Genomic DNA, 14,533 nt, shown 5'->3' with positions numbered 1-14,533 from the left:
CACCGTGGCCGACGAACCTCGACCCGAACGCGCAGGATCTCGATGCGCGCCTGCCATGCCCCACTCAGGGCACCCGAAGGAGACAACTTTCATGGGTAGCTTCATGCGCCGATCGTTCACCGCTGCCGCGGTGGGCGCGGCCGCCGTCCTCACCCTGTCCGCGTGCGGATCGAGTGCCGCCGACAACTCGGCGTCCGGGAATCCGGACACGCTCGTGCTGGCGTCCATCCCGTCGGAGGATTCCGAGAGCCTGCAGCAGCAGTACAAGCTGGTGGGGGAGGTGATCGAGAAGGAAACCGGCATCCCGGTCGAATTCCAGAACGCGACCGACTACGCCGCCGTCATCGAGGGACAGCGGGCAGGCAAGGTGCAGATCGCCGGGTACGGACCGTTCTCGTATGTCACCGCGAAGGACGCGGGTGTCGCGACCACACCGATCGCCGTGCCCGTCGACACGGCCGACGCCGAGCCGGGCTACAAGTCGTACGCGATCACGAAGGCAGGTTCGACCATCAAGAGCCTCGCCGACTTCCGCGGCAAGACGGTGTGCTTCGTCGACCCCTCCTCCACCTCCGGGTACCTGTACCCGTCGGCCGGACTCCTCGAGGCCGGCATCGACCCGCAGAAGGACATCACCCCCGTCTTCGCCGGCGGCCACGACGCCTCGGTTCTCGCCGTCGTCAGTGGTCAGTGCGACGCCGGCTTCGCCTACGACACCATCGTCGACAAGGTCCTCGTCGACAAGGGGCAGATCAAACCCGGTGACGTCGACGTGCTGTGGAAGTCGGAGACCATCGCCGCCAGCCCCATCGCGATCAGCACCGAACTGTCCCCCGAACTGCAGAACAAGCTCACCGACACCTTCCGCACCAAGCTCAACCGGCCCGCCCTCGTCGAGGCGGGATTCTGCACCGACGAGAGCGGCTGCGCGCTGCCGGAAGGAGTCGAATACGGCTACGTCGCCGTCGACGACGCCTTCTACGACGGCGTCCGCAAGGTCTGCGACATCACGAAGGCCGCGGCGTGCCAGGGCTGACCGCCCGGCCGCAACCGAACCCGACACAGTAGGGAGACCCCCATGTCCGACCCCGATCACTCCGCGCTCGGCGAATCGATCGACCGCATCCTGACACCGACCATCACCCTCGACCGGGTCACCAAGGACTTCGGTCCGCAGATCCGGGCGCTCGACGACGTGTCGCTGCAGGTGTATCCCGGTGAGGTCGTCGCGCTGCTCGGGCTGTCGGGGTCGGGCAAGTCGACACTGCTGCGTCTGCTGGACGGTCTGCATCTGCCCAGCACGGGGTCGGTGACGGTGCTCGGCACGGACGTGGGCGCCGCCCGGGGGCGTGAACTCCGCGAACTGCGACGCCACGTCGGCTTCGTGTTCCAGCAGTTCCACCTCGTCGGCAGCATGTCCGTGCTCGAGAACGTGTGTACCGGGGCCCTCGGTGCGCTGCGCGGTCCCCGGTTCGGGCTGTTCAGCTACCCCAGATCGGTGCGCCGCGCCGCGATGGAACAACTCGACCGAGTGGGATTGGCGGACAGGCCGTTCCAGCGCGCCGACACACTGTCCGGCGGGCAGCAGCAGCGCGTCGCGGTGGCGCGGGCCCTGGTGCAGCGTCCCCGCATCCTGCTCGCCGACGAGCCGGTCGCGTCGCTCGACCCCGAGTCGTCCGCCCAGGTGATGGCGCTGATCTCCCGCATCGCCGCCGAGGACGACCTCACCGTGCTCTGCAGCCTGCACCAGGTGGAGCTGGCGCTGTCGTGGGGCCACCGCCTGGTCGGGCTGCGCGGCGGCAGGGTGGTCCTCGACAAGCCCGTGTCCGCCATCGATCGGAACGAAACGATGTCCATCTACTCGAGCGTCGCCTCGCCGACCTCGCCGCAACTCGTCTGACCGCTGTGACCGCCCTCCTGCCCCCGCGCCCGAAGGAACGAGAACCCGAGGCGCGCACCGTTCCCCGGCCCTCGCTCACCTCGATCGGTGTCACGGCCGTGCTCGCCGCATGGCTGCTCGCGTCGCTGTGGTCCGTGGCCTCGCTGAAGATCAACGTCGCCACGTTCGCCGACAGTCTCGGCAACGCAGCCGATTTCGTGTCCCGCATCTTCCCCCTCGACTTCCCGCCGCTCGCCGAGATCGTCACCATGACGGGGCAGACCCTCGCTATCGTCACCTGCGCCACCGCCCTGAGCGTGATCCTCAGCGCGGGAATCGCGCTCGCCGCGGCACGGAACACGACCCCCGCCACCCCACTGCGCTGGGCGGCCCGTGCGACCATCGTCGTCACCCGGGCGATCCCGGAAATCGTGCTCGCCATCCTGTTCCTGCGACTGTTCGGGCTCGGCGCGGTTGCCGGCATCCTCGCGCTCGGCATCCACTCCGTCGGCATGGTCGGCAAGATGTACGCCGACGCCATCGAGGACACCGACGCCGGACCGCGCGACGCCCTCCGCGCCGCCGGGGCCACCTGGTGGCAGCAGGTGGCCCCGGCGGCGTCTTCCCTCAGGCCCTCCCCGCCTTCGTCGCCACCGCCCTGCACCGCTTCGACATCAACCTGCGCGCATCCGTGATCCTCGGCTACGTCGGGGTGAGCGGCATCGGCATGGAACTGTCGCTGGCGATGAAGACGATGAACTACCAACGCGGAATGGCTCTGGCGCTGTTCGTCGTCGCGCTCTGCGTCGTGATCGAACTCGTCTCCGGCGCCGTCCGGCGCTCCCTGCTCGGTGACCGGGCGCCGAAGCGTCGCGGACTGTGCGAGCGGGTGCTGTCCGCCCGCGGCGGCTGGGTGGAGAACGGTGACGCGACGTCCGACAAACCCGCCGCCCAGCGCACTCCCGGTGGCGACTACCGGATCAGCCCACCCTGGACGGGCGAGCGGATCCGGCGCACCCTCTATCTCGGCGCGACCGTCCTGGCACTTGCCGCCGCCACGTGGGCTTCCGACATCGACCTGTCGCGGATGGCCGACGGCATCGCGTCGCTGCCCCGCACGCTCGATCTGTTCTTCCCGCCCGGCACCGGCGGAATCTGGGACGAGCTGTTCGCCCAGCTTCTCGTCACGGTGCAGATCGCACTCGCGGCAACGCTTCTGGGTCTGATCCTGGCCGTGCCGATCGGAATCCTGGCCGCCCGCAACGTGGCTCCCACTCCGGGTGTCGCGAAGTTCTCCCGCATCGCCATCGTGGTAGTGCGCGGCATCCCCGACCTCATCTTCGCGATCATCTTCATCGTCGTCACCGGACTCGGTGCCACCGCGGGTGCGCTCGCCCTGTCCGTCGGTGCGGTCGGGTTGCTCGGCAAGCTGATCGCCGACTCCCTCGAGGAAACGGATGTGTCCGTGCAGCAGGCGGTGGCGGCAGGCGGCGCCAGCCGCTCCCAGGTGTTCACCGCCGCCACACTCCGGCAGGCGGCGCCCGCCCTCGTCGCGCACCTGTTCTACCAACTCGACGTGAACATCCGCGCCGCCACACTCCTCGGCGTCGTCGGGGCAGGCGGCATCGGCTTCTACCTGATGAACGCCGCCCGGGTCCTGCAGTTCGACGTCGTCACCACCATCGTCCTCATGGTCTTCGCCGTCGTGATGGCCGTCGAGGGCATCGCGATGTGGATGCGCCGTGCGATGTCCTAACGATGAAATCTGATCCGTCTGACTGTCGAGTGCGCCGCGGCCGTTTCGGTGGCAGGGGCCGGACTCCGGATGAGCGAATCCTTGTGACTGATCATCAACTACCTGTGTGGAGGAATCTCCTGATGAACCCGACCAATACGATTCGGACCGAGGCACATTCAGGGCTGATGGCGGCGGCCGACGCCGCCGTGGACGCCTACCGCCATGCATTGACCACCTACTCCCGCGAGAAGCTGCGATCCATCGCGAAGCAGGGGGCGGACGGCACCCCGACCATGTTCGTGGACGTCGTCGTCGAGGACGCCATCATCGATGCCGCCACCGCGGCCGGGGTCAACGTGCTGTCCGAGGAGCGGGGCTGGGTCGACGTCGGCTCGGCCGTCACCCTGGTGGTCGACCCGGTCGACGGCTCGGCCAACGCCGCCGCCGGCGTGCCGCTGGCCTGCTTCAGTGCGGCCGTCGTCGTGGACGGTGAGTTCACCGAGGCCATGACCAGCTGGCTGCACACGGACGAGCGCTGGTGGGCGTCGCGGACCGGCTCGCCCTACCTCACCAGCGGCTGCCGGTCCGTCGCGGATGCCGCCGTGTCAATGCTGCGCCCGCACCAGCGCAACTGGGACGCGTGGACCCGCGTCGCGCAGAAGGCGACCCGCATCCGGATCCTCAGCTGCAGCACCCTCGACGCCGTCCTGGTGGCCACGGGAGCCGTCGATGCGTTCGTCGACGCCGGAAGCGACACGCACCGTCTCATGGACATCGCCGCGGCTGTTGTCCTCGTCGGCGCGTCCGGTGGCATCGTCCTCGATGCCTTCGGCCGGCCCGTCGAGTTCGACACCGACCTCACCCGCCGCTGGAGCGGGATCGTCGCGGCCACCCCCGAACTCGGCGAGGAGCTCCGAACCCTCATAGCAGATCTCCCGGCTGGCGGGGTGCCGCACTCGCGCGCTTGATTGCCCCGCACCAATCATGATTGCGCAACGCCAGCGTTGATCGACCGATACTGCTTCATCTGTGTGGGAGCTCGGGAAGTTGGGTGTGGATCACCCACTCCGGTATGCGTAGCGAATACACTCATGAGGTGCGCAAAATGACGGTCACCGGTAATCAGGAGTCCTCGCCCGTGCTGCAAGGGTCGGAAGGACTCGACGATGTCGACCGCGGGATTCTGCGGATGCTGCAGGAGGATGGCCGGGTGCCGTACCGGCAAATCGCACGGGAGCTCGGTGTCTCCGAGGGCACGATCCGGATCAGGCTGGGGCGGCTGCAGGACTCGGGTGTGCTGAATGTGGTCGCGATCGCCGATCCGTTCCGGCTGGGGTACCGGGTGTTGGCGTTTCTGCTGCTCCGGGTCGAACCCGGCCGGCAGGATCATGTGGTCGAGGCGCTCACAGGCTGGCAGGAGGCCACCTACGTGTCCTCCTGCATCGGCCGCGCCGACATCTACGTCCAGCTCGTGTGCCGTGACAACGACCACCTGCACGAACTACTCCACCAACGTCTCCCCGACATCGGCGGCGTCCGGGAATACGAGACCTTCATGGAGCTGAAGATGCACAAGGTGTCCTACGAATACTCGCCCGCCTGACCCACCGTGGACCCTTCGCATACGGTCCCGACGCAGAACCTCGGAATCTGAGCTTGTGAAGTGACGCCTCCGGCCTTTGATGGTCGCGACTCGAAGGCCTTCGGAGGGAATTCGCAGCCACTGGTCGGCATCGTCCGATAATGGTCCGCGCCACTCTGCACGCCGCATCGTCACCGGGTAGCTCGATGATGCCATTCCGTAACGCGCCGAACGCCACGACCAACTCGGTCGATGCGTCCGCGGTCACCGTCGCCGCGGAATGGTCGGTCAGGTGTGACGTCGACACAAACGTCAAGGTGATCCCGCGGCCGGCACACCCTCACCGCGACGCAGGCCTCGAAACCTGACCCACCTGGGAACGCTATCTGCCGCAGAGGATTCCACTGTACTGCGGTGCGTTCGAGTCATTGCGGTACTGCGCGCAGGCTGATGGTCCGAGCGGTCCCGTGGAGGAAGCGTCGGCTGCGTCGGACCGAGGCCGCCGAGCCGACCTCGGGATCTCCGAACACGCCACTTACATTGATTACCAACTCTTTTCGCTGTCACTGCATCCACTCGACGTGGCGCACCGACCGGCTGGCCGCGCTCGCTGCGGTACGGGTGGTGCATCACCGATGAGGAATGCGCTTCGATGCCTGGCCTGCTGTCGGCGGCCTCCGTCTCGCTGGGTGGACCGCCGGCGAGACTCAACAGAATTGCAGTTTGCGTAGTAAGTATCGTCATAGTATTGACTTTGCGTAATTGATAGCTCATGCTTTTACGCAAGCTCGTGTGATCGGGGTTACATGAGGATTCGAGTCAGTTGAAGGGAACGGGATCCAATGCTGCAGATGGCCGACGTGCGGGAGCGGTACGCACTGCCGACGGAAAAGGAGATCCTCGCCGGCCTCGACGAGGGGGCGACGCTGCCGGCGGAGTTCTATCACGCGCCGGAGATATACGCGCTCGAACAGGAGAAGATCTTCGCCAAGTCCTGGCAGTACGCATGCCACGAGTCCGCGGTTGCCAAGCCGGGTGATTACGCGGTCACCAAGGCCGGATCCACACCCATCATCGTCACGCACGGAAAAGACGGAGAGCTACGGGGTTTCGTGAATGTATGTCGGCATCGCCTGCACTCGATCGCGGAGGAGAATGGAAGCAAACCGCTGTTGCAGTGCCCGTATCACGGCTGGACCTACGGCCTCGACGGAAAACTCAAGACCGCCCCCCGCTCGCAGCGTGAGGCCAACTTCGACTGCTCGACCATTTCGCTCGAACCGGTGGCCGTCGAACGGTGGGATCAGTGGGTCTTCGTCAATCCCGATCCAGCAGCCCCTTCGTTGGCGACCGTGACGGCAGACATGCGCGGATTCACCGATGACATCAACGCCGAACTCCGAGAGTACGAGTTCCAGGTCCGCTACGAATACGACATGACCTGCAACTGGAAGGTGTGGGCCGAGAACGCAGTTGAATGCTACCACTGCCCGACCCTGCACCAGTCGAGCTTCGGGAAGACGTACCACACCAACCCCGACGACTACGCTGTCAGATCCGGGGACAACACGATCTGGCACGACGGGCCGATCAAGTGGCTACCCGGCAATGTCGACCCCGCCGGACTTCGCGGCTTCCGATTCGCGTTCACGTTCCCCTCGTCCTTCTTCGCGCTCGACGACTACGTCGGATTCATCGGAAGCGTGCAGCCCGTTGGACCGGAAAAGTGCTGGGCGTTCGTCGACATGTACGCAAAGCCGGGTGCGGATCCGGTCGTGGTCAAGGAATGGCTCGAAATGTGGGACCAGACCCTGATCGAGGACAAGCGTGCGACCGACATCCAGCAGATCGGATACCGCTCCGGGCGCGTTCCGACCGGACGCCTGATGCTCGACAGCGAAAGCCCCTTGCAGGCATTCATGAAGACGACGCTCTCCGCGTTGTCGTTGTGAGGGCCCTCCCCACTGCACGAAGGACTGGACGATGGTGAAAATCTCCGTTGACCTGGACAAATGCCAGGGTTATGCCAACTGTGTCGTCGCGTCCCCCGATGTCTTCGACCTCTCGGACAACGGCAAGGTCGACCTACTGCAGACCCGAATCGCGGACCGCGACGTGGCCGAGGTCGAGGAAGCCGTACGCTCATGCCCCGCTGCGGCGCTGTCGATGACGGAGGAAGACTGATGCGCACCGTAGCCGTTGTCGGCGCAGCGTTAGCCGGTGTTCGAGTCGTGAAAGGACTGCGGAACAACGGCTTCGACGGCGCAATCACCCTTATCGGCGACGAACCGCACCTGCCCTACGACCGGCCACCGTTGTCGAAGGGTGTGCTCACCGATAACACAGGAATCGACACACTCGCCTATCACGCCCGCACCTGGTTCGACGACAATTCTATCGACCTTCGATTAGGGGAGAGCGCAACACATCTCGAGGTCGATGTGCGCCTGCTCACCACCGATGCCGGGACCGTACAATTCGATGACATCGTCATCGCCTCCGGCGCACGCGCTCGGAACCCATTCTCCGATGCCCCGCCCGGGGTCTTCACGCTCCGGACCTTCGACGATGCCGGACGAATCCGTGACGCCTTCAACAGCGCGGAACACGTCGTCATCATCGGCGGCGGATTCATCGGACTCGAGGTCGCCTCCGCGGCGCGAACGCGCGGCACCCGGGTCACGGTCGTCGAACTCGCGAAGATTCCGCTCTCCCGCAACGTCGGCGAGGATGTCGCGCCCACGCTCGGGGAACTCGCCCGCAGCCATGGCGTCGACCTCATCTGCGGACGAGTCGTCTCCGCCATCGAGGGCGGCTCCAGGGTCGAACGCGTCGTCCTCGACGACGGAACCGTGATCGCATGCGATGCCGTCATCGTCGGCGTCGGCGCCATACCGAACACCGAGTGGCTGAAGAATTCGGGACTCGACGTCGGACCGGCCGGAGTCCTCTGCGACTCCACCGGACGCGCGGGCCCCCAGGTGTGGGCGGCGGGTGACGCATCGGTCTGGCGCGACAGCGCCGGGGACCCGCATCGCCACGAGCACTGGACCTCGGCAACCGAGCAGGCGCGGGTGGTCGCCCACAATATCGTCGACAACGGCAACCGTACCGTCGATTCCGCCTCCTTCGTGTGGTCGGATCAGTTCGGCAAGCGCATCAGCATCGTCGGCGACACCACCGGCCACGACACGGTCCGCCTGCTTTCCGCCGGCACCGACGACCTCGCGGCACTCTATGCCCGCGACGGAATCCTCATCGGCGCATGCGTTGTCGACCAACTCCGATTGGTGCTGCGGTCCCGCAAATGGGTCGGCGCAGCAACCCTCACCTCCGAAATCCCCGAGTGGGACCTGGCTGACGCCTGACGGCGTTCAGTCGACCCGCAGAAGTCCCAAGGACAACCTCCATGAGTTCAGCGGAAAACCCTGAAACACCCCGACACGACAGCGCCAACGGCGAGTCCATGGTGCGGGCCCTCACCTGGCGCGACGGCTTTGTCTTCGCACTCAATATGCCCATCGGTCTGTTTCTCACCCTCGGCTACACGGTCGGCGCGATCGGCGGTTGGACTGCCATCGCCATCTGGGGCGTCGCCTGCGCGCTGGCATTGCTCCAGAACAACCTGTTCGCCGAGATGGCGGCCATGTTCCCCAACCGATCCGGCGGCATCTCGGTCTACGCATACGAAGGATGGAAACGACACTTCGCACCACTGGGCGCCATCGCCGCATTCGGGTACTGGATGGGATGGTCGCTCTCCCTGTCCGTCGAAGGCGTCGTCCTCGGAACCCTGATCGAACAGGCCTTCTTCCCCGACTCGCACATCGCCCTGCAGCTGCCGATCGGGCACGAACTGGGCCTGCCCTATCTGATCGCGATCGGGGCAATCTTCACCGCCTGGGCACTGAACTACTTCGGCGTGAAGATCGCCGCCGGCGTCGCCAAGATCACCGGCACACTCCTGGTGGTGGGACTGCTGGTCCTGATCATCGGGCCCTTCCTGACGCACGGCGACTTCGCTGCCAGTCGACTCAGCTGGACCGGTGCCAGCTCGCCGTTCGGGTGGAAAGAAATCGTGGTGTGGTTCTACATCACCGCCTGGACCACCTACGGCACCGAAGTGTGCGCCAGCTTCACCGCGGAGTACAAGGATCCGGTCAAAGACACATCGAGGGCCCTTCGCCGCTCCGCCGCCTTCATCCTCGGGCTCTACATTCTCGTCCCCTACGTCGTCGTCGGCGCGCTCGGCGAGGCCACGATCGGGCTGAACCCCGTCAACTACATCGGGCTTGCGTTCGATCAGATTCTCGGCGACTGCTCCTGGCTCGGCCAACTCCCCGTCATGGCAGCGTTCGTCATCGCCATGATGACCGCGACGGCGGACGGCGGACGCTCCCTCTACGGCATCTCACGCACCGGCGGCACCGTCAGGCAGCTCGGGGTGCTCAACAGATACGGAGTCCCCGGCCGGGCACTGACCACCGACATGCTGATCAACGTCACCGTGCTGGTCGTGCTCGGTGAGCCGATTGCCATCCTCCTGGCCAGCAACCTCGGCTATCTCACCGCAGTCACCCTCGCCGTCGGTGCCTTCGTCCTTCTCCGCCGAGACCAACCACACCTTCCCCGACCGATTCGACTCGGCCGACACTGGATTCCCATCGCCTGCACGCTCTTCGCGATCAACGTCTTCGCCATCGTCATCGGCATCTCCAATCCCAGCCTGACCGGATACGGCGGCCTCACCGAGACCGTCGCCGGCATCGGAATCCTGCTCTTCGCCTGCGTGCTCTGGTACTACCGCCAACGATTCCAGGACCGGCAACGCATCGAGTGGCGTGTCAAAGACCAACCGCCCCCACCAGCAAATCGGGGGCTGACCACCGCGACATCTGATGTCGTTGATCCCGAACGTATTTGACCGAAATCTCCAATCCGATAAGGACAGATCATGAAAGCAATCCGCGTCCACGAGTACGACCGGAAACCGTCCCTCGACGACGTCCCTGAGCCGGTAATCAAGAACCCGCTCGACGTGATCGTCAAGGTTCGCGGCGCCGGAGTGTGCCGCACCGACCTGCACATCATCGAGGGCCAGTGGCAGGACAAGAGCGGCGTCGCCCTGCCCTACACCATCGGCCACGAGAACGCGGGAACCGTCACCGAAATCGGCTCGGCGGTCACGAACATCTCCGTCGGCGACTCGGTGATCCTGCACCCACTCGCCACCTGCGGCCTGTGCCTCGCCTGCCGCAACGGCGACGACGTGCACTGCACCGCCTCCGACTTCCCGGGCATCGACGTCGAAGGAGGAATGGCCGAATACCTGCGCACCTCGGCGCGCAGCGTCGTCAAACTCGACCCCTCCCTCGAACCGGCCGACGTCGCGGCCCTCGCCGACGCGGGACTGACCGCCTACCACGCCGCACGCAAGGCCGCCGCACACCTGCGCCCTGGGCACAACGTGGTCGTGATCGGCGCCGGCGGACTCGGCCACATCGGCGTCCAGGTCCTGAAAGCCCTGGCCTCGGCACGCATCATCGTCGTCGACCAATCCGCCGCCGCCCTCGAACTCGCCAAGGACATCGGCGCCGACATCACCGTGGTCGCCGACGGCACGGAGGCGCAGCAGGTACTCGCTCTCACCGGCGGAGCCGGTGCCGAAGCAGTCCTCGACTTCGTCGGCGAAGGCTCCGCCCTGGCGTCCGGTGTCGCGATGCTCCGCCGCGCCGGAAACTATTACGTCATCGGCTACGGCGGCACGCTGGAAGTGCCGACCATCGACATCATCAGCACCGAAATCAACTTTGTCGGCAACCTCGTCGGCACCTACAACGACCTCGTGGAGTTGATGGTGCTCGCAGCGGAGGGCCGCGTGCACCTGCACACGGTGAAGTACCGTTTCACCGACTTCCAGCAGGCGCTCGACGATCTGCACCACGGTGCCGTCCGCGGCCGTGCGGTGCTGGTCCCCGACGACGAGTTCATCACCGCGTCTCACTGAACCCGGCGGCGTGGGTGCGGGTGAGGTGCCACCGGTAACGCGGATTCCTCGCCGGCACACACTCATCCGAACCGCCTACCTCGGCGGAATCCCACGCGCCCACATCGACGGGCCAACGCCGCCACGCCGGCGCGGCGCATCATCACACCACGCCCGAAAAGGGGAGCAGAAGAATGATCTTCATCGTCGTCAAGTTCAAGGTCCTTCCTGACTACAAGAACACCTGGCTGTCCACCACCCGCGAGTTCTCGGCCAGCACCCGCGCAGAGGAAGGCAATCTCTGGTACCAGTGGTCGCGCAGCGTCGACCATGACGACGAATACATCCTCGTCGAAGCGTTCCGCGATTCTCGGGCAGGCGAGGCCCACGTCGCCTCCGAACACTTCCGGAAGGCGTTGGAGGCGATGCGCCCCGGCCTGGCCGAAACCCCGCACATCATCCACACCGAGATCCCCGGGACCGACTGGTCGCGCATGTCCGAGCTCGCCATCGAGACAACCTCGCGCTGACACGCCTGCGCGAGTCGAATCAACCTGCATCACAACATATTGGATCGGAGAATCATGACAGGACGAGTAGCCGGCAAGGTCGCCTACGTCACCGGCGCCGCCCGGGGCCAGGGCCGCAGCCACGCTGAACGGCTGGCAGAAGAAGGCGCTGACATCATCGCCGTCGACATCTGCGGAAGCGTTGGACGCACATCCGACTTCTACCCGGCCGCAACCGAGGACGATCTCGCCGAGACCGTCAGGCTCGTCGAAAAGCATGGACGGCGCATCATCGCCTACACCGCGGATGTTCGCGACTACACAGCCCTCGAAGCCGGGCTGTCCTCGGCGGTCGCCGAACTGGGCCGACTGGACATCGTGGCCGCCAACGCCGGCATCTTCCAGTTCGGTGACGAGGTTCCCGACATCGGAGTCGACGACTGGCGCGATGTCATCGACGTCAACCTCACCGGTGTCTTCAATACCTGCAAAGCTGCCGTGCCGCATCTTGTCGGCGGCGGCCGAGGTGGATCCATCGTCATCACCTCGTCCGACGCCGGTGTCAAGGGCTTTGCCCGTTTCGGCCACTACGTGGCGTCAAAGCACGGTGTCATCGGACTCATGCGCACCCTCACCATGGAATTGGCACCGCACTCGATCCGGGTAAATGTCGTCGCTCCGACGAACTGCAACACCGACATGATCCAAAACGACGCCGTCTGGCGACTCTTCCGACCGGACCGCGAAAACCCCACATTCGAGGAATTCGCGGAGGCCTCCTCCACACTGCTCGCGCTGCCACAGCCGTGGGTCGAGCCAGTCGACGTCTCCAACGCGCTGGTGTTCCTGTCCTCCGACGATGCGCGCTACATCACCGGTGTCACGCTCCCGGTCGACGGAGGGTCCGCCGCGATCTGACACGCCGACGTCCCGTGTGACATGCGCACATGGTCCGCGCGCAGTCAGAGGACGGAGGCACCCGTGGCACTTCGTCGCTGGCAAGTCCGGCCGCAGACTCATGGGCCATGTGGTCCGGAAGATCGTGGTGCCACCTTCCGGACCACACGGCATGAACCGCAACAGCACGCGACCGTGGGCGGTGAGTGCCAGGTACGCGTCGATATGCTGCACGCATCCTTACTGCTGACAGCGAAGAGACGGTGATCGAGTTGTCTGATGCGCAACGTAACCAACCCGGACAGGCAGCACGCCGTGGCGGTCGGCCCATCCTCGACGTCGGCGCGCGGTAACCGTGGACGCGCACATCGTGTTGCCGACCATCGACGGGCAGTCGTTCGCGTCGTTGCGCCGCCGCGCCACGCCGAGAGCGGAGCGGTATTCGCTCGGCAAACGCCTGCGCAAGCAGACACCGCGGTCCGCTCTCGGCGAGTGGCGCGCACCGGACGATCGCCCCGATGTGGTGGATCAGATCGGTGTGTCGCACCGGGGTCGGGTGGAATCCCTGATACCGGTCAGGGTGGGGCGGATGGCGGCCTCGCCGTATGGCTTTCTGCGCGGCACCGCAATCGTGATGGCCCAGGATCTCGCCGGGCTGCCGGCGACCGGAATCCGGCCGGTGATCTGCGGGGACGCGCATCTGGGCAACTTCGGGTTCTACGCCTCGCCGGAGCGCGACCTGGTGCTGGACCTGAACGACTTCGACGAGGCGCATCCCGGCGGTTGGGAATGGGACCTGCGCCGCTTGACCGCGAGCATCTGGGTGGCGGGCCGGCAGAACTCGGCGACCGAGGGGCAATGCGAGAGTGCAGTGCAGTCCTGCGTCGCCACCTATCGCGAGCATGTGCGCTGGCTCGCGGATCAACCATTGCTGGCGCGCTCGTTCGAGCGACTCGACCTCGACCGGCTGCACGCGACGGCGTCGGACGAGTCGCTGCGCCATGAGATCACCCGCGCCGCGGAGCGGGCCCGGCGCCGTGTCAGTGACCGGGCGCTGCCCCGATTCACCGAGCAGGACGAAAAGGGCCGGCGCATCGTGGAGGAGCCGCCGCTGATCACCCGGGTGTCCGAGGCGGAGGCCGAGCATCTCGCCGCCGGGCTCGACGAATACCTCACCACGCTCCCCAGTCACTGGGCACGACTGCTCAGTGGCTACACCGTCGTCGACGTCGCGCACAAAGTGGTCGGCGTGGGCAGCGTCGGACTGCGTGCCTACGTCGTGCTGTGCGAAGGGAGCAGTGCCGACGACGTGGTGTTCCTGCAGCTCAAGCAGGCGCGTCGATCCGTCGTGGCGCGCTTCGTGCACGGCGAGTCCGCCTGGCACGACCATCAGGGGCGGCGCGTGGTCGAGTACCAGCAGGCCCTGCAGACGGTCAGCGATCCGTTGCTCGGCTGGACCACGGTGGAGGGCCGCCAGTATTACGTGCGGCAGTTCCGGAACATGAAGGGGGCGGTCCCGATCGACAACCTCAGCGCGGCTGCTCTGACCGACTACGCCGGCATCTGCGGGCGTCTGCTCGCGAAGGGCCACGCGCGGACCAGTGGTGCGTCGATGATCGCCGGCTACGTCGGAAAGTCGGACACGCTCGACGTCGCGCTGAGTCGGTTCGCGCACGCCTACGCGGATCAGACCGAACGCGACCACGCGACTTTGGTCGACGCGGTGAAGCGGGGGAAGGTGCCGTGTGAGCCGCCGAATTGAATCGGTGTGCCCCGCGCCCGCCAGAAACCCGACCCCCACCGAGACGATCGGCCCCTTGCGGGTCTGACCAACCGCCCGCCACGGTAGTCCGGAAAATGCCGGTGCGGTGAGATGAGCGCGCTGCTCGGCAGTCGGTCGAGGCCACGCGTGCCGATCTGGCGGTATACGGGACCCCGCCTT

General features: G+C 66.0%; 14 protein-coding genes. All 14 read left to right on the top strand.

Features of this window, described 5'->3' with window-relative positions:
- Positions 1 to 91 precede the first annotated feature (91 nt).
- The 14 genes from ACFU5V_RS25045 (at position 92) to ACFU5V_RS24980 (ending at position 14,353) form a co-directional block, all read left to right on the top strand.
- The gene (locus ACFU5V_RS25045) at positions 92 to 1,036 is read left to right on the top strand and encodes a phosphate/phosphite/phosphonate ABC transporter substrate-binding protein (RefSeq protein WP_378702792.1); all 945 of its coding nucleotides are present in this window, start codon (positions 92 to 94) and stop codon (positions 1,034 to 1,036) included.
- Positions 1,037 to 1,078: 42 nt separating this feature from the next.
- Positions 1,079 to 1,900: a phosphonate ABC transporter ATP-binding protein gene (gene phnC / locus ACFU5V_RS25040; RefSeq protein ID WP_378702791.1), complete on the top strand. Its 822-nt coding sequence runs from the start codon at positions 1,079 to 1,081 to the stop codon at positions 1,898 to 1,900.
- 5 nt (positions 1,901 to 1,905) lie between these two features.
- Positions 1,906 to 2,574: a PhnE/PtxC family ABC transporter permease gene (locus tag ACFU5V_RS25035; RefSeq protein ID WP_378702790.1), complete on the top strand. Its 669-nt coding sequence runs from the start codon at positions 1,906 to 1,908 to the stop codon at positions 2,572 to 2,574.
- Positions 2,475 to 3,635 carry a PhnE/PtxC family ABC transporter permease gene (locus tag ACFU5V_RS25030; RefSeq protein ID WP_378702789.1) on the top strand — a complete coding sequence of 387 codons (1,161 nt, stop codon included), beginning with the start codon at positions 2,475 to 2,477 and terminating at the stop codon, positions 3,633 to 3,635. Before ACFU5V_RS25035 ends, ACFU5V_RS25030 begins: the two co-directional genes overlap by 100 nt.
- 122 nt (positions 3,636 to 3,757) lie before the next feature.
- Positions 3,758 to 4,585, top strand: coding sequence for an inositol monophosphatase family protein (locus ACFU5V_RS25025; protein WP_378702788.1), 828 nt, complete (start codon positions 3,758 to 3,760; stop codon positions 4,583 to 4,585).
- Between the two features lie 137 nt (positions 4,586 to 4,722).
- Positions 4,723 to 5,220: an Lrp/AsnC family transcriptional regulator gene (locus tag ACFU5V_RS25020; protein WP_378702787.1), complete on the top strand. Its 498-nt coding sequence runs from the start codon at positions 4,723 to 4,725 to the stop codon at positions 5,218 to 5,220.
- 830 nt (positions 5,221 to 6,050) lie between these two features.
- Positions 6,051 to 7,151 carry an aromatic ring-hydroxylating dioxygenase subunit alpha gene (locus tag ACFU5V_RS25015; RefSeq protein ID WP_378702786.1) on the top strand — a complete coding sequence of 367 codons (1,101 nt, stop codon included), beginning with the start codon at positions 6,051 to 6,053 and terminating at the stop codon, positions 7,149 to 7,151.
- A 31-nt stretch (positions 7,152 to 7,182) separates the two neighbouring features.
- Positions 7,183 to 7,383, top strand: a complete 201-nt coding sequence (locus ACFU5V_RS25010) for a ferredoxin (RefSeq protein ID WP_378702785.1) — start codon at positions 7,183 to 7,185, stop codon at positions 7,381 to 7,383.
- Entirely contained in the window at positions 7,383 to 8,567 is a 1,185-nt protein-coding gene (locus ACFU5V_RS25005) for an NAD(P)/FAD-dependent oxidoreductase (RefSeq protein WP_378702784.1), read from the top strand. The genes ACFU5V_RS25010 and ACFU5V_RS25005 overlap by 1 nt, the downstream gene beginning before the upstream one ends.
- Before the next feature lie 41 nt (positions 8,568 to 8,608).
- The gene (locus tag ACFU5V_RS25000) at positions 8,609 to 10,123 is read left to right on the top strand and encodes an APC family permease (protein WP_378702783.1); all 1,515 of its coding nucleotides are present in this window, start codon (positions 8,609 to 8,611) and stop codon (positions 10,121 to 10,123) included.
- A 30-nt stretch (positions 10,124 to 10,153) separates the two neighbouring features.
- A complete protein-coding gene (locus ACFU5V_RS24995) occupies positions 10,154 to 11,206 on the top strand; it encodes an NAD(P)-dependent alcohol dehydrogenase (protein WP_378702782.1) in 1,053 nt (350 codons plus the stop codon).
- 173 nt (positions 11,207 to 11,379) lie between these two features.
- Complete coding sequence (locus tag ACFU5V_RS24990) at positions 11,380 to 11,715, top strand: putative quinol monooxygenase (RefSeq protein WP_378702781.1); 336 nt, start codon at positions 11,380 to 11,382, stop codon at positions 11,713 to 11,715.
- 54 nt (positions 11,716 to 11,769) lie between these two features.
- Positions 11,770 to 12,612 (top strand): mycofactocin-coupled SDR family oxidoreductase, encoded by an 843-nt coding sequence (locus ACFU5V_RS24985; RefSeq protein WP_378702780.1) that lies wholly within the window; start codon positions 11,770 to 11,772, stop codon positions 12,610 to 12,612.
- A gap of 334 nt (positions 12,613 to 12,946) precedes the next feature.
- Entirely contained in the window at positions 12,947 to 14,353 is a 1,407-nt protein-coding gene (locus ACFU5V_RS24980) for a DUF2252 domain-containing protein (RefSeq protein WP_378433880.1), read from the top strand.
- Positions 14,354 to 14,533 lie beyond the last annotated feature (180 nt).

This window comes from Rhodococcus sp. NPDC057529 (genome assembly GCF_042802055.1).
Lineage (GTDB): Bacteria > Actinomycetota > Actinomycetes > Mycobacteriales > Mycobacteriaceae > Rhodococcus_F.
This window is presented reverse-complemented; position numbering and strand designations above follow the sequence as displayed.

Excerpts from the sequence above, each read along its gene's own strand:
- phnC (WP_378702791.1), top strand. The coding sequence starts at position 1,079 with ATGTCCGACCCCGATCACTCCGCGCTCGGCGAATCGATCGACCGCATC.
- ACFU5V_RS25015 (WP_378702786.1), top strand. The coding sequence starts at position 6,051 with ATGGCCGACGTGCGGGAGCGGTACGCACTGCCGACGGAAAAGGAGATC.
- ACFU5V_RS25025 (WP_378702788.1), top strand. The coding sequence starts at position 3,758 with ATGAACCCGACCAATACGATTCGGACCGAGGCACATTCAGGGCTGATG.
- ACFU5V_RS25005 (WP_378702784.1), top strand. The coding sequence starts at position 7,383 with ATGCGCACCGTAGCCGTTGTCGGCGCAGCGTTAGCCGGTGTTCGAGTC.
- ACFU5V_RS25010 (WP_378702785.1), top strand. The coding sequence starts at position 7,183 with ATGGTGAAAATCTCCGTTGACCTGGACAAATGCCAGGGTTATGCCAAC.
- ACFU5V_RS24985 (WP_378702780.1), top strand. The coding sequence starts at position 11,770 with ATGACAGGACGAGTAGCCGGCAAGGTCGCCTACGTCACCGGCGCCGCC.
- ACFU5V_RS24990 (WP_378702781.1), top strand. The coding sequence starts at position 11,380 with ATGATCTTCATCGTCGTCAAGTTCAAGGTCCTTCCTGACTACAAGAAC.
- ACFU5V_RS24995 (WP_378702782.1), top strand. The coding sequence starts at position 10,154 with ATGAAAGCAATCCGCGTCCACGAGTACGACCGGAAACCGTCCCTCGAC.
- ACFU5V_RS25000 (WP_378702783.1), top strand. The coding sequence starts at position 8,609 with ATGAGTTCAGCGGAAAACCCTGAAACACCCCGACACGACAGCGCCAAC.
- ACFU5V_RS25045 (WP_378702792.1), top strand. The coding sequence starts at position 92 with ATGGGTAGCTTCATGCGCCGATCGTTCACCGCTGCCGCGGTGGGCGCG.
- ACFU5V_RS25020 (WP_378702787.1), top strand. The coding sequence starts at position 4,723 with ATGACGGTCACCGGTAATCAGGAGTCCTCGCCCGTGCTGCAAGGGTCG.